Raw genomic sequence first — 20,442 nt, forward strand, 5'->3', positions numbered from 1 at the left:
AGCGCAAATGGCTGGCGTTGGAGTTTGCTTGAAAATGCCCGGATGGGCATTTTTAAGCGGCACCGGCCCCAACTCTCGCAGGCGCCCCCACCCGACCTGCCATCTCGGATATACTGAATGGGAGGTCGGGTGGGGGCGTGGGCCGGTGCCGCAAGCTCGTCACGGATGTGACGAGCGCACCCAACAAAAACTCCGCCGGATGGGCATTTTTCAAAGCTTGCGCAGATTCTTTCGCTCGGTCGTTGCGGGCGAATATTGTGCTTCGTAATCGCGCACGAAGTTCGGCTTGTCGTCCGGCACCGGCGTCACGGCGGCGCGGGCGAGCTTGGGGTCGATCTCTTCGGAGAAGGCCACGCCGAAGCGGTTTTCCTGAACCCAGGCCACAGTGCCGGAAATCCAGCCGATATTGCGGATGTTCACGGCGACCAGCGTGCCGCGCATGACCTGGATGCCGCCTTCGCCCATCATCCCGCCGGCGGAAAGGTTGCGGACCTTGATCCGAAACTCCCCGTCCAGCCCGTCGATGCGCAAGTCTGCCATGAGGAACAGGCTGTCGCGCGCGATCTGGCGATTTTCGGTCTGGGTCATGCGTTCTCGTCCGGGCATTCGATCGGGCAGATGATATCACGAACCGAAGGCCGCGATAGCCATGGCCTCGCGCACGAGGCGCGGTTCCTGTCGATAGCTAGGGGCGAGTGGCAAAGAAAGCCTTAACGCCCCGCTCGGTTCGCGGCCCGGCTCGCCCGCAAGCAGGACGAAAAGCCGCTCCGATCCGGCGGGGCGAAAGCAGGCGGCGGGGAATTATTCCTCGCGCGAGACCTTTTCGCGGCGCTCGTGCGCTTCCTGCGCTTCCACGGTCATGGTCGCGATCGGACGGGCTTCGAGACGGCCGAGGCCGATCGGTTCGCCGGTCACTTCGCAGTAGCCGTATTCGCCTTCCTCGATCCGGCGCAGTGCGGAATCGATCTTGGCGATCAGCTTGCGCTGACGGTCGCGGGTGCGCAGCTCGATTCCCCAATCGGTCTCGCTGGAAGCGCGGTCGTTGAGGTCGGGCTCCCGGATGGGGCCGTCCTGAAGCTGTGCCAGCGTACCGGCGGCGGCGTCGAGAATCGATTTCTTCCAGGCCAGCAGAAGCCGCCGGAAGTAGTCTTGCTGAGCCTCGCACATGTAGGCTTCGTTCTCTACGGGAACATAAGAACCGCCAAGCATACGCTTGGCCTTGGCGAGGACATCAATTTCGTCAGCTAGGGCCGTTGCCATCCAGAGAATCTCCGCACGAATCCCCCCGGCCTGCCTACGCCCTGCGACCCCGGATTTTTCCAGTGGCCTCCCGGCAAACCGCGGTGCCGCGGCCTATAGGGCCGCCTATTTGCCTGCACAAGGCTATAACCATGGCAGTCCACAAAAAACCTGATTGCCCGGTCGGGCCATGCACAAGTTTCTTTCGAGATCATGCTCCGTAAACTTACAGGGAATCCTTTGAGTTTATCCTTAACGCCTTGTTGACCACATTGGTGCCAGCTTCGGCGCATCGGGCCGCGAGGGCCGTAAACCGGGGGTTAGCTGACGATGGAATATGCCGGAATAATGACGGCCGACATAATGAAGGAACGCCCGTGCGTTCTCGTGCCGTTCGCGGCGGAGGAGGCTGATGTGCAGGCCGAAGCGCTGTTTCTTCCAGACCGCCTTGCCGCCGCCGCCGCGGGCGACTTTGCGGCCTGCTTCGATCTCGGCGTGGTGTTCTCCACCGGCAGCCACGGCGCGACCTGCGACCTGATCGAGGCGCACAAGTGGTTCAACCTCGCCGCCGTGGCCGGGGACGAGGAAGCCGCCACCTGCCGCGCCGAAGTGGCCGAGGACATGACCGCGCGCGAGATCGCCGAAGCCCAGAGGCGGGCGCGGCAATGGCTTTCGGCCGAAGCGCGCAAGGCGGCTTGAGCTGGCGATGTCATGTCGGACGGGCAGGCGTGCGTAACGGGGCCTGACCCTCGGGCGGATCGACATTCAGCCCATGCGGGCCTGCGAAGCGCGATTTCCTGTGCTTCGGTGCTCACGGACCGAAAGTCCGCTGCGCTCCGATGCTCGGAAATCACACTTCTCGGCTCCACCTGAACTGAATGTCGATCCGCCCTAGGCCTTCCGAAACGGCGTGCGTCCATCCAGAAGAAGCTGGTCGCCTGCGATTCCCGCGCGTTCCTGTTCAAGATAGTCGGCGATCGCGGCGCGCAGGCCTTCGTGGACGATGTAGTGCGCCGATATCGTGCGCACCGGCTCGTAGCCGCGCGCCAGTTTGTGGCCGCCCTGCGCGCCCGCTTCCACCCGCGACAGCCCGAGCGCGATGGCGGCGTCGATCGCCTGATAGTAGCAAAGCTCGAAGTGCAGGAAGGGCTTGTCCACCACCGCGCCCCAGTAGCGGCCGTAAAGCGCCTCGCTGCCGATGAAGTTCAGGGCGCCCGCCACGGGGCGGCCGTCCATATAGGCGAGCACCAGCAGGATGCGATCCGCCATCGTCTGCCCCAGTAGCGAGAACGCCTCGCGCGTTAGGTAGGGATGGCCCCACTTTCGCGCGCCGGTGTCCTGATAGAAGGCCCAGAAGGCGTCCCAATGCTCCTCGCGAAGCGCCTCGCCGGTCAGCGTGCGGATTTCGACGCCTTGCTGCGCTTTCTCGCGCTCCTTGCGGATATCCTTGCGCTTGCGGGAGGAGAGCGCCTCCAGAAATGCGTCGAAACTGGCGTAGTCCCGGTTTTCCCAGTGGAACTGGATATCCTCGCGCAGCAGCCAGCCCGCCTCTTCGAACAGATGCACTTGCGCCGGTTCGATGAAAGTCGCGTGGGCGGAGGACAGGCCATTGTCGCGGCAGATCGATTCGGCGGCGGCGATCAGGGCGGGGGCAAGCTCGGGATGGGGCGTCAGCAGGCGCGGGCCGGTGGCGGGCGTGAAGGGCACGGCGATCTGGAGCTTGGGATAATAGGCCCCGCCCGCACGGTGCCAGGCATCGGCCCAGGCATGGTCGAAGACATATTCGCCCTGGCTGTGCTGCTTGAGATAGGCCGGGAGCGCTGCCGCCAGCCGTCCGTCCGGTCCGGTCACGGTGATCGGCACCGGGGTCCAGCCGCTGCCGTCTCCGACGCTGCCGGACTCCTCCATGGCGGCGAGAAAGGCGTGTGAGACGAAGGGATTGCCGCCGTCCGTCAGCGCGTCCCACTCTTTGGCGGGAAGGCCTCCCACCGCGCCGTGGAGCCGGGCGACGAAGGCGGCATCGCTCACGTCAATTCTTCCGAAGAACGCTCGAAAATGACGGCATCGGCGTGGGTGCCCGCGCGCTCGTGATGGTCCGGGCGGCGCACGGTCCAGGTGGCGAGCGGCAGTCCGCGCTTGCGCTGCGCGGCGGCGAAGCGGCTGGGCAGGTCGCGGATGTCATAGGCCAGGAAGTCCGGCCCGGCCTGCCACAGCGCCAGGCGGCGGCGGATCTTGCCGGCAAGGGCGCGGTCCTCGCCTTCCGAGATGATGAGCCCGCGCACCGTGTGCGGGGAATGGCGGCGATACCAGCGCGAGACGCGCGGATCGAAGCTCATCACCGCGTGAGGGCCGGTATAGCCTTCCAGCACCCGTCGCACCGCCAGGCAAAGCGCGGAGATCTTGGCCCCGCGTGAGGATTTAAGCTCGATCAGCACCGGCTTGCGGCCGCCGATCAGGGTCAGCGCCTGCCGCAGGCTGGGAATGCTTTCGGCTGTGCCGCCCAGCGTCACCGCGGCCAACTGCGCCGTGCTGCGGCGGGCGATCGCCCCGGTCTCGCCGGTCAGGCGGTCCAGCACCGAATCGTGGAAGACCACCGGGGCGCCGTCCCCCGCGCGCTGCACATCCAGTTCGATCCCGTAGCCTTCCTCGATCGCCAGCCGGAAGGCCGCGAGCGAGTTTTCGGGAATGACCGCACCGTGCAGCCCGCGATGGGCATAATCGTGTTCGCCGATCCAGGCGACCTTGCGCGGGTCGGGTGGCGGCGAACGCCAGCGGTCAAGCAGGGCGAACGGCAACGATGGCGTCCACTTCGACGGCGGCGCCCAGCGGCAGGACCGGCACGCCCACGGCGCTGCGGGCATGCTTGCCGGCCTCGCCGAACACGGCGACCATCAGTTCCGAAGCGCCGTTGGCGACTTTCGGCTGGTCGGTGAACTGGCCCGTGGAATTGACGAAGGCGCCCAGCTTGACCACGCGCTCGACGCGGTCAAGCGAACCGAGCGCGGCCTTGAGCTGGGCCAGGATCATCACTGCGCAGGCCTGCGCCGCCTCGACACCGGCTTCCAGCGTCACGTCCTCGCCCAGGCGGCCGGTCACCAGCTTGCCTTCGACGAAGGGCAACTGCCCCGAGACATGGGCGAGGCCGCCTGCGACGACGACCGGCACATAGGCAGCGACCGGGGCGGCGGGTTCGGGAAGCGTCAGGCCCAGTTCGGCCAGGCGGGATTCGATTGCACTCATCTTGGCGTCTTCCTTGTCAGGGGAGCGGAGGTCAGGATTCGGTCGTGGCAGCGTCGCTGCGGGTCAGCCAGTCGATCAGCCAGGGCGCGGCGTCCTGCCAGCGGTCGATCCGGGCATGGGCATGGCCCGCGACATGGGCGCAGGCGATATGCGGAGCCAGCAGCGGCTCGGCGCAGAGGTGCAGGCGCCCGATCTGCGGGGCCACCCCGGCGACAGAGCCGTGATGCTGGGCGAGGTCGTCCACGAAGACGGCGCGGGAGGGATCATATTCGTCGAGAATCGCCTTCAGCGCGGGGCCTTTCGGTCCCTGATTGGTGAAGACGCGCACATCGATGCCATGCTCTGCCAGTTGCAGGCGGCGGGCTTCCTGGCGGAAATCCATGAGATTGGTCAGCACCACCACGTCGGCATGGGCTGCGATCTCGCGAATCGCCTCCACGGCCCCGTCCACCGGGGTCTGGCGGTGCATCTGGCCGTCGAAGAACTTGTTCAGCAGCGACCACATTTCCGCCTGCTCCAGCAGGTCGCCGGTGTCGGTGCGCCGCATGGCGCCCGCGAACTCGCCGCGATCGAGCGCGAACGTGACGCCTTCGTCCTGGGCCAGCCAGTCCCGGAAATGCGAAACCATGTAGAGCAGCACTTCGTCGCAGTCGGTAATGAGCAGGGGACGGCCCGTGCGATTCGTCATGCGCCCAGCCTTTCGCGTGCGCGGGCCAGCGTTTCCGGCTGAACCTCCAGCGCCTCGGCCGCGGCGACGAGGTCCGGTTCGTGCGAGCAGAGGAATTCCAGCACCGCTGCCATCGTTGGCGCCATGGTTGTCGGCTCCCCCAGCGAGGCGCGCAGCACGTCCGGCGTCAGGCCGGTGAGCGCCAGGAAGCGCTCGGCGCGGTCCTGGTCGGTCAGCACCCAGCCGAGGGCGGCGAGCGCCAGAGCCTCAGGGTCCTGCGATGGGGATGGCGACTCTCGAAGAATTGTCAGTCTCGCTTGCGTGTCATAGAGCGGGTGTCCCCGCCCTAGATGGTGATCTCGCGTCGAATGGCAAAGCGTATCCTTGTTGTCGAGGACAACGACCTCAACCGGAAGCTCTTTTGTGACGTGCTCAGGAGCCAGGGCTTCGCCGTGGAGCCTGTGGCCGACGGTCTCGACGCGCTGGAACGCGCGCGGGACTTCGTGCCCAACCTCGTCATCATGGATATCCAGCTTCCCAATGTCTCGGGCCTGGACCTGATCGAGGCGGCCAAGAAGGACCCGGTCCTGCGCACCATCCCGGTGCTGGCCGTCACCGCCTATGCCGGAAAGGGCGACGAGGAACGCATCCGCGAAGCGGGGGCGGAAGGCTATCTGGCCAAGCCGGTCTCGATCGGCCCGTTCATGCAGGCCGTCCGGGCGCTTCTGTAAGAGAGGGGGGCGGCCTGGCCCTAGCCAGTTCCCGATCGTCACCCTGAACTTGTTTCAGTGTCTATCGTTCAGTCAGGCGTGGTGCCTGAATTCCTGAACCGACCGGGCCGCTAGTGACGCGACACGCCGGGGCCAGCTGCCCGATGGACCCTGAAACGAGTTCAGGGTGACGACAGTATGGGCCGAAGAGTATGTGCCGGTAACGTCATCCGCTCCTCCCCCGCGGGGAAGGATTGCGCTACAGGCTGCTTGACAGTTTATCCCGCCGCCGCTTTTGCGCCGCAATTATCGGCCAGAGCGCCGCCTGAAATGACCGGAGTTAGAAGAACCATGGACCGCGCAGAGACCTCGGCCCGCATCGCCGCGCTGATCGAGCCCTTCAACAAGAAGGGCGTCGAGATTACCGACGCGACCCGCTTCACCGACGACCTGGAATTCGACAGCCTGACCGTGATGGACTTCGTTGCCGAAATCGAAGACGGGTTCGACATCATCATCTCGATGAACCAGCAGGCCGAGATCGAGAACTACGGCCAGCTCGTCGACGCCGTGGTCAAGCTTCAGGGCTGAGGAATTCCGTCATGACCGACATGCTCAGCGAAAACGAAACGCAGGTACACACCGACCTGTTCAGCAAGTTCGATCCCCTGATCGAGATGCGCCGCGATCTGCTTTCCACCGGCGTCACCGATCCCTTCGGGCTCGTCATGGAAAAGGTCATCTCGCCCACCGTGGCCATGTGCAACGGGCGCGAGACGATCCTGCTCGGCACCTACAACTACATGGGCATGACCTTCGACGCGGACGTGATCGCGGCAGGCAAGCAGGCGCTGGACGACTTCGGTTCGGGCACCACCGGCAGCCGCGTGCTGAACGGCACCTATGCGGGCCACAAGGCGGTTGAGGAAGCGCTATGCGACTTCTACGACATGAAGCACGCCATGGTGTTCTCGACCGGATACCAGGCCAACCTCGGCATCATCTCGACGATTGCCGGCAAGGGTGACTACATTGTCCTCGACATCGACAGCCACGCTTCCATCTGGGACGGCTGCAAGATGGGCGACGCCGAAGTCGTGCCCTTCAAGCACAACGACATCGAAGCGATGGAAAAGCGCCTGAAGCGCATTCCCGAAGGCGCGGGTAAGCTGGTCGTGCTGGAAGGCGTCTACTCGATGCTGGGCGATATCGCCCCGCTCAAGGAGATGATCGCGGTTGCCAAGAAGTACGGCGCCATGGTGCTGGTGGACGAAGCGCACTCGATGGGCTTCATCGGCCCCAACGGTCGCGGCGTGGCCGAGGACCAGGGCTGCCTTGACGACGTGGACTTCGTGATCGGCACCTTCTCCAAGTCGGTCGGCACGGTCGGCGGTTTCTGCGTCTCGAACCACCCCAAGTTCGAGATCATGCGCTTGGTCTGCCGTCCCTACGTCTTCACCGCCAGCCTGCCGCCCAGCGTCGTCGCCACCGCGACCACCTCGATCCGCAAGCTGATGACGGCCGCCGAAAAGCGCGCGCACCTCTGGGAAAGCTCGCGCACCCTGCACAAGGGCCTGACCGATGCCGGCTTCCAGCTCGGCACCGAGGAACCGCAGAGCGCGATCATCGCGGTGATCATGCCCGACCTCGAACGCGGCGCGATGATGTGGGAAGCGCTGCTGCACGAAGGTCTCTACGTGAACCTCGCCCGTCCCCCGGCAACGCCTGCCAACATGACCCTGCTGCGCTGCTCGCTCTGCGCCGAACACTCGGCCGAGCAGGTCCAGCAGATTATCGGCATGTTCACCCGTGCGGGCAAGACGGCCGGAATCCTCTGACAAAAACGTCGTCCCGGACTTGATCCGGGACCGCTGGCCGAGCCGCGCCTTGCTCGCGGGCGGGGCGCCTAAAGCACTGCCAGCGGTCCCGGATCAAAGTCCGGGACGACGTTTCCCATCAATCCTTGTGGCGGGCCACTAGCGCCAGGAACGCCTCCAGCCAGCCGCCGACGAAGCCTGCGGACTGTTCGCCCACGGTGCCGTCCGGCGTGATCAGCCCATCCTTCCACTGGATGAAGGCTTCCGGCGCGCCGAGGGTCGGCATGTCGAGATAGGCCAGCACGTTGCGCAAGTGCTGCTGCGACAGGGCGGTGCCGATCGCGCCGACCGAGACGCCGATCACCCCGGCCGGTTTGCCCGCCCAGGCGCTGTCGCCATAGGGGCGCGAGGCATTGTCGATGGCGTTCTTGAGCACGCCGGGGATCGAGCGATTGTACTCGGGCGTCACGAAGATCACGCCGTCGCTGCTGCGCACCAGCGCCTTCAGATCCTTTACCGACTGTGCCTGGTCGCCGTCGTCATCCTGGTCGTAGAGCGGCAGCGCGCCGATATCCGCAAAGACGAATTCATGGCCCGAAGCGGTGGGCAGGCGCGTCAGGGCTTCTGCGAACTGGCGGTTGTACGATTCGGCGCGAAGGCTTCCGACGACGACGACGATCTTCGACATGACGACTCCTCTTGGCAGGTTGCGGCCGCAGACAAATATCGGTGCAAACCGTGTCAGTGGGAAGTCCGGGAAAAGCGAAAGGGTTGCGAGGGCGCGGGATATTCGGACATCCCGCTCCGTCATCCTGAACTCGTTTAGCTTCGCTGGCCTTCGGCTCAGGATCCATCTCGCCGAACATCCCGCCGCTGATGGTCAGAAATGGATCCTGAGCCGAAGGCCAGCGAAGCTAAACAAGTTCAGGATGACGTTCGTGGTGATCTCAGCCGTTTGAGATGGAAACATCGCTGCGCTATATAGCTGGCATGCGAATCCTTTGCCTCCTGATGGTGACCCTGACGCTGGGAGCTTGCGGCAAGTCCGATTCCGCGCCGGGGCCGGGCAGCGTCACGGTCGGCGAAGCGCGGGCGCTGGATGAAGCGTCGGAGATGCTCGATGCGCGACCGGAGCCGACGGCCTCGGCTGCGATGGAGCGTTAGGCACGGGTTCCGTACGCCCTAGTCGAAGCTGACCTTGCCGCGCCCGGCCTTGACCGACCCGCGCAGCTTCTTGCCCTTGAGCCGCTGTTCCTTGCCCACCCGGTTGAGGCGGCTCTTGGCCCGCTTTTCCGGCAGCTTGTGGGCATCACGCAGCATTTCCGCGAGGCGCTCGCGCGCATCGGCACGGTTGGCTTCCTGCGTGCGGAAGCGGCGGGCGGTGAACATCAGTTCCCCGCCCGAAGTCATGCGGCTGCCGGCCAGTTCCTTCAGCCGCGCAAAGACCGGCGGCGCCAGTCGCAGGGCATAGACGTTGATCCGCAGCTGGACCGCCGTCGCCACCTTGTTGACGTTCTGCCCGCCCGGCCCGGAGGCGGCGATGAAGCTCTCGCTCGCCAGGGCCTGGGCGCGGTCTATCGTGGCTTCAATCTCGCTCATTCATCGCTGAAGCCGAGCGCGGCGAAATCGCGCGGCAGCGGCGCCACGGCAACGATCGGCTCCTTGTCGCCGCGCGGCACGGTCAGACCTGCCGCGTGCAGCATGGTACGCGGCGCGCCCTTGCTGGAGCCATAGACTGGATCGCCCAGCAGCGCGTGGCCGAGGCCGGAAGCGGCGTGGACGCGAATCTGGTGGGTGCGGCCGGTCTCGGGGCGGAATTCCACCAGGGTCATGCCGTTCTTCTCGTCCAGCTTGCGCCAGTGGGTGACGGCGGGCTTGCCCTTCTTGGCCGGGATCATGCGCCAGCCGTCTTTGACCGTGCTGACCTTGGAGAGGTTGAGCGCGATCGTGCCTTCCGCTTCCGTCAGCGTACCGGCGACGATGCCGAGGTAGCGCTTCTGGACCTGCTTTTCCTCGAAAGCGGCGGAAAAGCGCTTCAGAGCCTTGGGATTGCGGGCCAGCAGCAGGCAGCCCGAAGTGTCGCGGTCGAGCCGGTGAACCGGCGCAGGCAGGCGCTGGAAGCCCAGTTTCAGCTCGTCCAGCCGGTCTTCGAGGCTCGGCCCACCGGCGCGCGGCGTGTCGAGCGGAAGGCCGCCGGGCTTGTCGATGACCAGCGCTTCGCCGTCCTCGAAGAGGATTTCCAGTTCCATGTTACGTCAATGCTTTCTCTATGCGCCGCAGCGCTTCTTCGAGCCGCGCGTCGTCCGCGGCGAAACTGATGCGGAAACCGTCATGCCCGCCGAAGGCCGAGGCCGGAACCAGCGCGACGCCGTGCTCTAGCAGGTGCAGCGTCAGCTTCACGTCGTCCCCGCCGAAGCGGTCCATCAGCGGCGCCGCGTCGATCATGCAGTAGAATGCGCCGTCGGGCGAGGGCGTGGACAGACCCGGAATCGCGTTGATCGCGGTTACGACCTTATCGCGCCGTTGTCGGAACCGCTCGCGCCATTCGCTCAGGAAGTCCTGCGGCCCTTCGAAAGCGGCCACCGCGGCGGCTTGGCTGATCGAGCAGGGATTGCCCGAGGAATGCGACTGGAGCTTTTCCATCGCCTTGATCAGCCACTGCGGTCCAGCGGCGACACCGATGCGGAAGCCGGTCATCGCGTGGCTCTTGGAGACGCCGGAAACCGTCAGGATGCGGTCGGCCAGGTCCGGGCAGAGGTTGGCCAGTGTCGCATGCGGACGGCCGGTATAGTTCAGCGGCGCGTAGATATCGTCCGACAGCACCATCACGCGCGGATGACGGCGCAGGACATCGCCGATGCCGCGCAGCATGTCCTCGGGATAATAGGCACCCGTCGGGTTGCCGGGGCTGTTGAGCAGGACCCAGAGCGTGCGCGGGCCGATCTGCGCTTCGAGATCGGCGGGGGTGAAGCGGAAATTGTCCTTCGCGGCGGTGAGCAGGGGAACCACCTTGCCGCCCGCGAAGCGCACGATCTCGGGATAGCTGACCCACCAGGGCGAGGGCACGATCACCTCGTCGCCTTCGCCCAGCGTCGCCAGCATGGCGTGGAAGATCGCCTGCTTGCCGCCCGCGCTGACCGTTACCTGCGAGGCCGGAACTTCGATGCCGAGATCGCGCCGGAAGTGCAGCGCGGCAGCCTGCTTGAGCTGCGAGGTTCCGCCTACCGCCGTATACTTCGTCTGCCCGGCATCGAGCGCGGCCTTGGCGGCGGCGATGACGTGCGGGGGCGTGGCGAAGTCGGGTTCGCCCACCGACAGCGAGATCACGTCGCGCCCGGATTCGCGCAGTTCGATCGCGCGGTCGGTCATGGCCGTCGTGCCCGAGGGGGCGATGCGCGCGAGGGCGGGGGAGGTCTGCATCAGTTCAGCAGCCGTGCCGGCATCAGCCCGCGCAGGGAATTGCCAATCAGGAAGCCCTCCGCGAGGTCGCCCAGCCCGAGTTCCGCTTCCACCGCGCGGCCTTCCTCGATCAGCGCGCGGCGCAGGACGCCGGGCAGCAGGCCGAGCGCGGCGGGCGGGGTCAGCAGCTTGCCGCCGCGTTCCACGAAGAGGTTGGTGAAAGTGCCTTCGGTCAGCAGGCCGTCGTCGCGCAGGAACAGCACTTCCTGCGCTCCCGCGTTCTTCCCCACCGCGAGACCGGCCTCGTAGAAGCCGCGGTCGCTGGTCTTGTGGCGCAGGCGCCAGTCCCCGCTGTCGACCGGCAGCGGCAGTACGCCGACCGTGACGGGGCCGGAGAATGTCTCGGGCAAGGCCGCCAGTTCCAGCGCATAGGCACCGCTGCGCGAGGCGACGAGGCGCAGCTTCGAAGGCGCCTCGGCATCGAAGCACAGGGCCTGGATCGCATTGCGCAGGGCATGGCGATCGAAGCTGAAGCCCAGCGTCTCGGCACTGGCGCGGATCCGCTCGAGATGAAGTTCGAGCAGCGGAATGCCCTTTTCGGGCGTGAAGCACATCGTTTCGATCAGGTCGAAACTGGCGGGCGAGGACGCCCCTGCCGACTCTCTCACGAAACCCCCTTTGACCAGGCATTCCCGCCATTCGGGAAGCGCTTGTGAATCGGCGACCACGGCCGAACCGACGCCGAGGACCGCACGGCCACCGCCGTTTTCGTCCCCGGTCAGACGCAGTGTGCGAATTGCCACATTGAACGTCGCATCGCCAGTAGGATCGATCCGGCCGATCGAACCGCAATAAGGCCCCCGCGTATGCGGTTCCACCGCGTCGATCAACTCCATGGCGCGGATCTTCGGGGCGCCGGTTATCGAACCGCAGGGGAAAAGCGCCCGCAGGATATCGACGGCGCCGAGACCCGGCGAGAGGCGCGCGCGCACTGTCGAGACCATCTGGTGAACCGTGGGATAGGTCTCTATCGCAAAGGGATTTTCCGCCCTTACACTGCCCGCTTCGGCCACGCGCGACAGGTCGTTGCGCATGAGATCGAGGATCATCAGGTTCTCGGCCCGGTCCTTGGCCGAGGCGGAAAGCTCGGCGCGCAGCGCGGCATCCTCGGCGTCGTCGTGGCCGCGCGGGCGGGTGCCTTTCATGGGGCGGACCGTGATCCGGCCCTGTTCCAGCGCGAAGAAAAGTTCGGGCGAGAAACTGAGCAGCCACTGCGATCCGTCGCAGATCACGCCGCCGTGCCCTGCCGCCGCCGAGGGGCGAATCGCCGCATAGAGCGCCAGCGGGTCGCCGTGCCATGGTCCGGCGAGGGGGAAGGTCAGGTTGGCCTGGTAGATGTCACCCGCCTCGATGGCGCCGCGCAGGCGCCCGAACGCGCTTGCATAGTCGCCGGTCGAGATCTGCGGATCCAGCGGTCCTATGCCGACCTGCGGCGCCCGGACGCGGCCAGCCAGCCATTGCGGGACCTCGGGGGCGGGAATCGCCTCGTACCCGGCGAAGGCGCCGAACCAGACCAGCGGCGCGGCGGCGTCGCTGCGGGGGGGCAGGAAATGCGCAAGCCTGGGTTCGAGGGCGAGGCCTGCCTCGTAGGCCATATGGCCCGCCAGATGCAGGCCCTGCGCGGCAAGCCGTTCGATCCGCTCCAGCGCCGGGCCCACTTCGTGCGGCCGGCGCGCGACCACGACCTCGACCGGATTGCGGTAGGCGCGGGCATCGCAGGCGCCTTCGCGGCGGGCATCATCGAGGAGGACGAACGGTTCGGACATGGCAGAAGCTGCGCCTGTAGCGCTGAACCGGGCCCGTGGCAAAATCCCTCTCGCGCCGAGGCCTGTGCGCTATTATCACTTCAGGTTGTTTGGAAAATGCCCGAGAAGGCATTTTCAGCGCGGCACCGGCCCTCTCCCCCACCCGACCTCCCATCAGGATACACTCGTGGGAGGTCGGGTGGGGGAGAGGGCCGGTGCCGCCAAAATCCGCCTGCGGCGGATTTTCAAACAGTCTCTTACGGCTGGGTGCAAGGAGCGGCAGATGGATGAGATTTTCCTGGGACTCGGCGGCAATGGCGAACGGCAGGTGCTTCGGCTGGGCAGGGCCAACCGCCATGGGCTGATCGCGGGCGCCACCGGCACGGGCAAGACGGTGACGCTCCAGACGATCGCCGAACAGTTTTCCGCCGCCGGGGTGCCGGTGTTCATGGCCGACGTGAAGGGCGACCTTTCCGGCATCGCCATGGCCGGAAGCCCCCGGTTCAAGAACGCGGCCATCCTGGAAGCGCGGGCGAAGGAAATCGGCATCGCCGACTACGGTTATTCCGACAATCCCGCGGTTTTCTGGGATATTTACGGCGAGCAGGGGCATCCGGTCCGCACCACGATTTCCGAGATGGGGCCGCTGCTGCTCGCCCGGCTGATGGACCTCAACGATACGCAGGAAGGCGTGCTCAACGTCGTCTTCCGCTATGCCGACGAGCAGGGGCTGCTGCTGCTGGACTTGCCGGATCTTCAGGCCATGCTGGCCTACGCGGCGGAGAACGCCTCGGCGCTCTCGGCCAAATACGGCAATATCACCAAGGCCAGCGTCGGCACGATCCAGCGCCAGCTGCTCGCGCTGGACAGTCAGGGCGCTGCACAGTTCTTCGGCGAACCGGCGCTGGAAATCGTCGATTTCATTCGCAGCGACGACAAGGGGCGCGGCTATATCAACGTGCTGGCCGCCGACAGGCTGATGCGCAGCCCCAAGCTCTACGCCACGTTCCTGCTCTGGCTGCTCTCCGAACTCTTCGAGGTGCTGCCTGAAGTCGGCGATCCCGAGAAACCGAAGCTGGTGTTCTTCTTCGACGAGGCGCACCTGCTGTTCGACGATGCGCCCAAGGCGCTCCAGGACAAAGTGGAGCAGGTGGTGCGCCTGGTCCGTTCGAAGGGCGTGGGCGTCTATTTCGTCACGCAGAATCCGATCGACATTCCCGAGGAGATCGCGGGCCAGCTGGGCAACCGCGTGCAGCATGCGCTGCGGGCCTTCACGCCGCGCGACAAGAAGGCGATCAAGGCGGCGGCGGATACGTTCCGCATCAACCCGGAGCTGGATGTCGAGGCGGCGATCACCGAGCTGAAAGTGGGCGAGGCGCTGGTCTCCACGCTCGACGACGAGGGCGCGCCCACGGTGGTCCAGCGCACGCTGATCGCGCCGCCGCGCTCGCGGCTGGGTCCGGTGGAGCCGAAGGAGCGGGCGATCGTGCAGTCGGTCAGCCCGTTCGAAGGCAAGTACGACACCCCGGTCAATCGCGAGAGCGCCGAGGAAATCCTCGCCGCCAAGGCCGCCGATGCGGCGGCTACCGCGCAGGAAGTGGCGGAAAAGGGCAAGGCTGAAGTCGGCAGGCAGGAACGCCGGAGCCCAAGCCTGTGGGACGGTCTGGGCGGCAAGGTCGCCAAGGCGGCGGCAGGGGCGGCGGCGGCCAGCGCGGGGTCGATCCTCGCCCAGTCGGTTCAGGGCAAGAAGAGCCGCGCCGATCCCAAGGCCTCGGCCGCCAGTGCGGCGGCGGGCACGATCGGCGATACCCTGGGCAAGGCCATCGGTTTCCCGGGCCTCGGCCGTTTCGCGCGCAACCTGATCGGCGGCCTGATGCGCTGAGGGGTAAGAGCCCGTTTGAAAAATGCCCGAAAGGGCATTTTCTTGCGGCACCGGCCCACGCCCCCACCCACCACCCAACGGTAGTATCCTGCGGGTGGTGGGTGGGGGCGTGGGCCGGTGCCGCTAAATCCGCCGGCGGCGGATTTTCAAACGGACTCTAAGGAGGGTCAGGACGAAGGCCAAGAAGATTAGGGTTATAAGGTCAAGCGAGGGGCAGTTCCAGCCGGGCGGTCAGGCCTTCCACTTTGCCCTCTGCAGCAAGCCGGTTCGACAGGATCAGCGCGCCGCCGTGCTGGTCGGCGATGGCGCGGGCGAGGGCGAGGCCAAGCCCGGCCCCCCCGGTGGCGCTGTTGCGCGAGGGGTCGCCGCGGGTGAAGGGGTTCATCATCGCGTCGATCGAATCTTCCGGGATACCCGGGCCGTCGTCGTCGATCAGGATCACCGCGCGGCCGTCTTCCCGCCTTAGCGAGACGCGGGCACGCTGGCCGTAGCGCAAGGCATTGCCGACGAGGTTGCGCAGGGCGCGGCGGATCCATGTGGGACGCAGTTCCAGCGCCATGCGTTCGGTATCGCCCACTTCCACCGGCTCGCCCATGTCCTCGTATTCCTCGATCACCGAGAACATGAGGGCGGAAAGCTCGGTGCGCTCCAGCGGGTCGCTCGGGCGACCGACGCGGGCGAGCGACAGGATATCGTCGAGGGTATGGACGATATCCTCGATCGTCGCGGCCATGCGGGCGCGCTCGGTATCGTCCGGCACCGATTCGATCCGTACCCGCAAGGCGGCAAGCGGGGTCTTGAGGTCGTGGCCGATCGCGCCGAGCATGACGTTCTTCTCGTCCAGCAGGGCGGCGATGCGCGATTCCATGGCGTTGTGGGCCACGATCAGCCGCTGCATGTCGTCGGGGCCGGAAGGGGCCAGCTGGCCTTCCACGTCCTGCGTTGCGGCGAAGCGTTCCAGTCTCAGCGTAAGCGCGGCCAGCGGCCGGGTTATCCGGCGCAGGATCAGCGCGACGGCGGCCATGACCACGATGTAGATGATCACGGTCTGGAACACGATCGGCGTGATCAGCACGTTTTCCGGGCGCGGCGCGCGGACGCGCGAGATGATCCAGCTGCCGTTCTCGTCGGTACGGACGCCGACCACCAGCAGGTTGGAGCGCAGCAGGCGATCGGTGTCCTCCTGCGAGAGCGCATAGTCCGAGGCGCGGTCGAGCGCATTGCGCCGGGCGACGCGGTCGCGGCCGACGTCGCGGTGGACGACGACGACCTCGCGCACCGGGAATTCCTGGTCGGCGAGGATCTTGGCGAGCCCGGTCTCGGCCTCGCCATCGCGCTGTTCGCCGGGGGCGGCGGGCGAGCGGGTGCTATATTCGAGGTGGTAGCCCTTGGGTGGCGGGCCGGAGAGCGGCACGCGGGGGCCGTCGCGCTGGCCGTCGCGGTGGCGAGAGAGCGCGCGCGGGCCGCGCGTCTCCATGATCAGGCGGAAGGCCGAGGCATTGAGCATGCTCGCCTCGTAGCCTTCGCGCTGGGCACGGTAGACGAGGAACGCGCCGATGCCCTGGACGAGCATGAGCGCGACCGCCACGGCGAGCAGCATTTGGCCCATCAGGCTGTGGGGGCGCGGCATCTTCAGGGCCGACACCTTCAGACTCGCCACGGGCATGCCCCGCTCAATCCGCGTCCAGCGGCACGCGCCGGACATCGGTGGCGAGCATGTAGCCGCCGCCCCAGACGGTCTGGATCAGCTGCGGATTGCGCGAATCGACCTCGATCTTGCGGCGCAAGCGGCTGACCTGGTTGTCTACCGCGCGGTCGAACAGATGGGCTTCGCGGCCTTGGACCATGTCGAGCAGCCGGTCGCGGTTGAGCACCTGACGGGGATGTTCGAGGAAGGCCATGAGCAGGCGGAACTCGACCGAGGAGATCGCGACGGTGGCCCCTTCGGCATCGGTAAGGCGGCGCTTGAGCGGATCGAGCAGCCAGCCCTCGAAGGCGAACGCCTCGTTTTCCGGCGTGGGCGTAGGGATGCGGGCGGCACGGCGCAGCACCGAGCGGATGCGAGCTACCAGTTCGCGCGGTTCGAAGGGCTTCACCACGTAGTCGTCCGCGCCGATTTCCAGCCCGACGATGCGGTCGGTAGCCTCGCCGCGCGCGGTAAGGAAGATCACGGGGATGTCCTGCGCTTCCACAAGGTGGCGGCAGAGCGAGAGGCCGTCCTCGCCGGGCATCATGATGTCGAGCAGGACGAGATCGGGCTTCTCGTCGCGCAGCCTGCTGCGGGCCTCGGCGGCGCTGGTGGCCGGGGTTACGGCAAAACCCTGGCGCGACAGGTAGTCGGCCAGGGGATCGCGCAAGGCAGCTTCGTCGTCGACCAGCAGGATGCGGGCGGGCGAGATCTCGTTCATTCCTATCCTTTTCCGGTCACGCCAGGGGCGCGGCCGTCAGTTCTTTGCAGGCGGGGCAGTCTTTTCACTGCCGCGCGCCTTGCGGTGATCGTCTTTCCGGGCCTTCCATTCGGCGCGCATCTTCTCATGCGCGGCGCGGCGTTCCTCGGGCGTGACCTTGCCGTCCTTGTTGGCATCCATCCTGTCGAAGCGCTGGAGCGCGGCGGCGACGAATTCGGCCTGGGTGACGCTGCGGTCGCCGTCGGCATCGGCCTTGTGGAAGCCCATCATCGGGCCTTTCATGCCCGGACGGCCGTGGCGGCCATGACGCTCGGGCCGGTCGCCGGGTCGATCCATGTCGGGACCGCCCATATCGGGACCGGCCATTTCAGGACCACCGGGAGGCGGGGGTGGCATGGCGCCTTCGGCACCGGGTGGCGGCGGGGGCATGTCGCCCTCGGGACGTCCGCCTTCCGGCCTGTCACCTTCCGGCCTGCGGTCGGCCATGAATTCGGCCTTGGAGATCGAACCGTCCTTGTTGCTGTCCAGACGGTCGAACATCGCCTCGCGCATCTGCTGGCGGCGGGCTTCGCGATCGGCGCGGTCGAGCTTGCCGTCCTTGTTGACGTCGAGACGGGTGAACATGGCCTCGGCACGGGCCTGCGCCTCGGCGCGGGTCTCGGTGCGGTCGCGCTCCGAGGGTTGCGCGGGGCTCTGGGCACAGGCCGCTCCGCCGACGACCAGCGCCACGGCGGAAAGGCCGACGGAGATCTTGCTGAAGCGATTCATGCTCATGGCTCTCTTTCTGCGACAAAACGGGTGAAAGCCGTGGGACGGGGAAGGGAGGGGGAAGAACTGCCCCGCGGCTTTCTGAGATCCCGTCTACGCACCGCTTGTCGCGCAGTTGTGCCGCCCGGCGGGTTTATTGTCGCCAATTGTCACAGGCTTGGCACTCTATTCAGCGGGAGGCAAGCCAGGGACCCGGTTCATTAGGGGGTTCATTAGGGAGTTCATCGGGGGCGATGCTGCGTTCCCGCGCCGGCGGTAATGAAAAGCGCGGTGGCGGGACCTTCGACATCGGCGGTATGCCAGGCGCCGGGCGGGTTGATCGCATATTCACCGGGGCCGATGGTGAGCTTGCGGGCGCTGCCGTCGGCCAGTTCCTGATGCAGCGTCATGGCACCGGACAGGCAGACCACCAGTTCGTCCCCCGCCGGGTGCATTTCCCAGCTGTCCCAGCTTTCCGTGAAATCGTACATCGAGACGAGGCGGCCCTCGGCCCCGTCGCCCGTCGTGCGCTCGGAATAGGCGGCGTACCATTCCATGCCGGTGAAAGGGGGCTGGGCCTGCGCGACCGCGCCCAGGCCCAGATGGACCGGATGGGTCCTGAGATCGTGTACTGCTTGCGTCATCGGCGCATCCTCCCGTCCCTCCAGCCGGAAGAATGCGCCCTCGGCGATCTCAGGTCAAAGCGGAAGGCATTGGGCTTCGAGCCAGGTCTTCACTTCGCCGTCGAGCTGCGTGCCTATCACGTCCAGCACACGGGCGTGATAGGCGTTCCACCAGGCGATTTCGTCCGGCGAAAGCAGCGAAAGGTCGACGAGGCGGCGGTCGATCGGCGCCAGGGTCAGCGTTTCGAAGCCGAAATATTCGCCGTCCGATCCTGCGAAGCTGCGCGGTTCGACCAGGATCAGGTTCTCGATGCGGATGCCGTATTCGCCGGCCTTGTAGTAGCCCGGCTCGTCGCTGAGGATCATGCCCGCAAGCAGTTCCTGCGAAGTGCCCGCCTGGCCTCCGGCAGGCTTGCCGATGCGCTGCGGGCCTTCGTGGACCGAAAGGAAGCTGCCGACGCCGTGGCCGGTGCCGTGGGCATAGTCGAGGCCGACGGACCAGAGGAACTGGCGGGCAAGCGCATCGAGCTGGCCGCCGTTGGTGCCCTTGGGGAAAGTCGCGCGGGCAATGGCGATCATGCCCTTGAGCACGCGGGTGAAGCGGTCCTTCACTTCGGCGAGCGGTGCGCCGTCTCCGATCCACACGGTGCGGGTGATGTCGGTGGTGCCGCAGGGGTACTGGCCGCCCGAATCGACGAGGTAGACGCTTTCGGGAACCAGCGTCAGGCTGGATTCCTCGGAAACGCGGTAGTGCGGGCTGGCCGCGTTGGGGCCGGCACCGGAGATCGTGTCGAACGAGAGATCGCGCAAGTCGCCGCATTCCTGGCGGAAGGCGTGGAGGCGGTCCGAGGCGCTCATCTCAGTCACTTCACCCTTGGGGCCCTCGACAGAGAGCCAGTGCAGGAAGCGGGTGACGGCCACGCCGTCGATGGCCTGGGCCTTGCGCTGGCCCGCCTGTTCGACGGGGTTCTTCACCGCCTTGGGCAGGATCGTGGGATCGCGTTCCTCGACGATGGTGGCGCCCGCCGCGCGCAGGGTTTCGAACACGGCGGCCACCGCATTGTCGGGATCCGCCGAGACGCGCTTGCCGGCCAGCTTGCCGAGACCCGAGACGAAAGCGCTGCGCGGCTGGATGCGCACCGCATTGCCCAGGTGCTGGCGCAGGTCCGGGGTGACTTTCTCGTCCGCGATGTAGAGGTCGGCGGTGCCGTCGGCATGGGCGACGACGTAGGACAGGGCCACGGGGGTGCGTTCCACGTCGGTGCCGCGCAAGTTGAGCAGCCAGGCGATCGAATCGAGCGCCGAGATCACCGTGGCGTCGAGGCCGCGCGCGGTCAGCCATTCGGAAACGGCAGCGCGCTTGGCCTTGCTCGATTCGCCCGCGAGGGCATCGTCATGGACGAGCGCCGGGGCGGGCGAGGGCACGGGCTGGTCCTGCCATACCGCGTCGATCGGATTGCCTTCCACGGCGACGAGGGCTGCGCCCTTCGCGGCAAGCGCGGCCTGGGCGGCTTCCACCCACTTCGATCCGTGGAGCCAGGCGTCGTAGCCGATCTTCGCGCCCTTGGGGGCGTTCTCGCCCAGCCAGCGCGCGGCGCTCGTCTGCGGCACGCTTTCGTAAGCGTAGAACGTGCCGTCCACTTGCTCGCGCACCTGAAGCGTATAGCGCCCGTCCACGAACATGGCGGCGGCGGGGGAGAGCGTGGGATCGGTCAGCACCACGGCGGTTCCGGCCGAGCCGCCGAAGCCGGTCAGCCAGGCGAGGCGCTGGGCATAGGCGCCCACATATTCGCTCATGTGCTCGTCGGAAATGGGGATCACGAAGCCGTCGAGGCCGCGCGACTTGAGTTCCTGGCGCAGGGCATCGAGCCGCGCTTCGTGGGTATTCATCAACATGATTGGGGT

The 20,442-nt window shown here is 66.6% G+C and carries 23 protein-coding genes; 6 read left to right on the top strand and 17 right to left on the bottom strand.

The window, feature by feature from the left end; all coding sequences use genetic code 11:
* Positions 1-210: 210 nt before the first annotated feature.
* Together NTCA1_RS04245 and dksA are read right to left on the bottom strand one after the other, a co-directional pair.
* Positions 211-588, bottom strand: a complete 378-nt coding sequence (locus tag NTCA1_RS04245; RefSeq protein WP_086492404.1) for a PilZ domain-containing protein — start codon at positions 586-588, stop codon at positions 211-213.
* A 213-nt stretch (positions 589-801) separates the two neighbouring features.
* A complete protein-coding gene (gene dksA / locus NTCA1_RS04250; protein ID WP_086492403.1) occupies positions 802-1,260 on the bottom strand; it encodes an RNA polymerase-binding protein DksA in 459 nt (152 codons plus the stop codon).
* A gap of 327 nt (positions 1,261-1,587) precedes the next feature.
* Here dksA and NTCA1_RS04255 point away from each other — a divergent pair, with 327 nt between their 5' ends.
* Complete coding sequence (locus NTCA1_RS04255; RefSeq protein WP_236549095.1) at positions 1,588-1,938, top strand: hypothetical protein; 351 nt, start codon at positions 1,588-1,590, stop codon at positions 1,936-1,938.
* 192 nt (positions 1,939-2,130) lie between these two features.
* On the opposite strand, the gene NTCA1_RS04260 is transcribed toward NTCA1_RS04255, so the two are convergent.
* Genes NTCA1_RS04260 through NTCA1_RS04280 form a run of 5 tightly spaced genes read right to left on the bottom strand, consistent with a single transcriptional unit; the run spans position 2,131 to position 5,457 of the window.
* A complete protein-coding gene (locus NTCA1_RS04260; protein ID WP_159828679.1) occupies positions 2,131-3,267 on the bottom strand; it encodes a GNAT family N-acetyltransferase in 1,137 nt (378 codons plus the stop codon).
* Positions 3,264-4,034: a glycerophosphodiester phosphodiesterase family protein gene (locus NTCA1_RS04265; protein WP_159828682.1), complete on the bottom strand. Its 771-nt coding sequence runs from the start codon at positions 4,032-4,034 to the stop codon at positions 3,264-3,266. Before NTCA1_RS04265 ends, NTCA1_RS04260 begins: the two co-directional genes overlap by 4 nt.
* Positions 4,015-4,479: a RidA family protein gene (locus tag NTCA1_RS04270; RefSeq protein ID WP_159828685.1), complete on the bottom strand. Its 465-nt coding sequence runs from the start codon at positions 4,477-4,479 to the stop codon at positions 4,015-4,017. Before NTCA1_RS04270 ends, NTCA1_RS04265 begins: the two co-directional genes overlap by 20 nt.
* A gap of 31 nt (positions 4,480-4,510) precedes the next feature.
* On the bottom strand, positions 4,511-5,167 hold the full coding sequence (locus NTCA1_RS04275) for an HAD family hydrolase (protein ID WP_159828688.1): 657 nt from the start codon (positions 5,165-5,167) through the stop codon (positions 4,511-4,513).
* Positions 5,164-5,457, bottom strand: a complete 294-nt coding sequence (locus tag NTCA1_RS04280) for a DUF3572 domain-containing protein (protein WP_374705159.1) — start codon at positions 5,455-5,457, stop codon at positions 5,164-5,166. Before NTCA1_RS04280 ends, NTCA1_RS04275 begins: the two co-directional genes overlap by 4 nt.
* A gap of 57 nt (positions 5,458-5,514) precedes the next feature.
* Here NTCA1_RS04280 and NTCA1_RS04285 point away from each other — a divergent pair, with 57 nt between their 5' ends.
* The 3 genes from NTCA1_RS04285 to NTCA1_RS04295 all read left to right on the top strand — a co-directional run bounded on the left by NTCA1_RS04285 (position 5,515) and on the right by NTCA1_RS04295 (position 7,694).
* Positions 5,515-5,877: a response regulator gene (locus NTCA1_RS04285; RefSeq protein ID WP_086492452.1), complete on the top strand. Its 363-nt coding sequence runs from the start codon at positions 5,515-5,517 to the stop codon at positions 5,875-5,877.
* 330 nt (positions 5,878-6,207) lie between these two features.
* Positions 6,208-6,447 (top strand): acyl carrier protein, encoded by a 240-nt coding sequence (locus NTCA1_RS04290; protein WP_054442290.1) that lies wholly within the window; start codon positions 6,208-6,210, stop codon positions 6,445-6,447.
* Positions 6,448-6,458: 11 nt separating this feature from the next.
* The gene (locus NTCA1_RS04295; protein WP_159828691.1) at positions 6,459-7,694 is read left to right on the top strand and encodes an aminotransferase class I/II-fold pyridoxal phosphate-dependent enzyme; all 1,236 of its coding nucleotides are present in this window, start codon (positions 6,459-6,461) and stop codon (positions 7,692-7,694) included.
* A gap of 118 nt (positions 7,695-7,812) precedes the next feature.
* Here NTCA1_RS04295 and NTCA1_RS04300 read toward each other — a convergent pair whose 3' ends face one another.
* Positions 7,813-8,361 (bottom strand): NADPH-dependent FMN reductase, encoded by a 549-nt coding sequence (locus NTCA1_RS04300; protein ID WP_159828694.1) that lies wholly within the window; start codon positions 8,359-8,361, stop codon positions 7,813-7,815.
* Positions 8,362-8,633: 272 nt separating this feature from the next.
* Between NTCA1_RS04300 and NTCA1_RS04305 the strand changes: the two genes are divergently transcribed.
* Complete coding sequence (locus NTCA1_RS04305) at positions 8,634-8,837, top strand: hypothetical protein (protein ID WP_086492394.1); 204 nt, start codon at positions 8,634-8,636, stop codon at positions 8,835-8,837.
* Positions 8,838-8,855: 18 nt separating this feature from the next.
* On the opposite strand, the gene arfB is transcribed toward NTCA1_RS04305, so the two are convergent.
* Genes arfB through pabB form a run of 4 tightly spaced genes read right to left on the bottom strand, consistent with a single transcriptional unit; the run spans position 8,856 to position 12,898 of the window.
* Positions 8,856-9,272 (bottom strand): alternative ribosome rescue aminoacyl-tRNA hydrolase ArfB, encoded by a 417-nt coding sequence (gene arfB / locus NTCA1_RS04310; RefSeq protein WP_159828697.1) that lies wholly within the window; start codon positions 9,270-9,272, stop codon positions 8,856-8,858.
* Positions 9,269-9,922 carry an RluA family pseudouridine synthase gene (locus tag NTCA1_RS04315; protein ID WP_086492392.1) on the bottom strand — a complete coding sequence of 218 codons (654 nt, stop codon included), beginning with the start codon at positions 9,920-9,922 and terminating at the stop codon, positions 9,269-9,271. The genes arfB and NTCA1_RS04315 overlap by 4 nt, the downstream gene beginning before the upstream one ends.
* 1 nt (position 9,923) lies before the next feature.
* Positions 9,924-11,093 carry a pyridoxal phosphate-dependent aminotransferase gene (locus NTCA1_RS04320; RefSeq protein ID WP_159828700.1) on the bottom strand — a complete coding sequence of 390 codons (1,170 nt, stop codon included), beginning with the start codon at positions 11,091-11,093 and terminating at the stop codon, positions 9,924-9,926.
* Complete coding sequence (gene pabB, locus NTCA1_RS04325) at positions 11,093-12,898, bottom strand: aminodeoxychorismate synthase component I (protein ID WP_159828703.1); 1,806 nt, start codon at positions 12,896-12,898, stop codon at positions 11,093-11,095. The genes NTCA1_RS04320 and pabB overlap by 1 nt, the downstream gene beginning before the upstream one ends.
* A 262-nt stretch (positions 12,899-13,160) precedes the next feature.
* Here pabB and NTCA1_RS04330 point away from each other — a divergent pair, with 262 nt between their 5' ends.
* Positions 13,161-14,759, top strand: a complete 1,599-nt coding sequence (locus tag NTCA1_RS04330; protein WP_159828707.1) for a helicase HerA-like domain-containing protein — start codon at positions 13,161-13,163, stop codon at positions 14,757-14,759.
* A gap of 202 nt (positions 14,760-14,961) precedes the next feature.
* Here the strand turns inward: NTCA1_RS04330 and NTCA1_RS04335 are convergent, their stop codons facing one another.
* From NTCA1_RS04335 to NTCA1_RS04355, 5 genes are all read right to left on the bottom strand, one after another.
* Positions 14,962-16,410: an ATP-binding protein gene (locus NTCA1_RS04335; RefSeq protein WP_236549104.1), complete on the bottom strand. Its 1,449-nt coding sequence runs from the start codon at positions 16,408-16,410 to the stop codon at positions 14,962-14,964.
* 22 nt (positions 16,411-16,432) lie between these two features.
* Complete coding sequence (locus NTCA1_RS04340; RefSeq protein ID WP_159828710.1) at positions 16,433-17,167, bottom strand: response regulator; 735 nt, start codon at positions 17,165-17,167, stop codon at positions 16,433-16,435.
* Positions 17,168-17,203: 36 nt separating this feature from the next.
* Positions 17,204-17,941 carry an EF-hand domain-containing protein gene (locus NTCA1_RS04345; protein ID WP_236549097.1) on the bottom strand — a complete coding sequence of 246 codons (738 nt, stop codon included), beginning with the start codon at positions 17,939-17,941 and terminating at the stop codon, positions 17,204-17,206.
* A gap of 215 nt (positions 17,942-18,156) precedes the next feature.
* Entirely contained in the window at positions 18,157-18,558 is a 402-nt protein-coding gene (locus tag NTCA1_RS04350; RefSeq protein WP_086492383.1) for a cupin domain-containing protein, read from the bottom strand.
* Positions 18,559-18,612: 54 nt separating this feature from the next.
* On the bottom strand, positions 18,613-20,433 hold the full coding sequence (locus tag NTCA1_RS04355) for an aminopeptidase P family protein (protein WP_086492382.1): 1,821 nt from the start codon (positions 20,431-20,433) through the stop codon (positions 18,613-18,615).
* Positions 20,434-20,442 lie beyond the last annotated feature (9 nt).

Origin of the sequence: Novosphingobium sp. TCA1 (assembly GCF_009811895.1) — a bacterium.
GTDB lineage: Bacteria > Pseudomonadota > Alphaproteobacteria > Sphingomonadales > Sphingomonadaceae > Novosphingobium > Novosphingobium panipatense_A.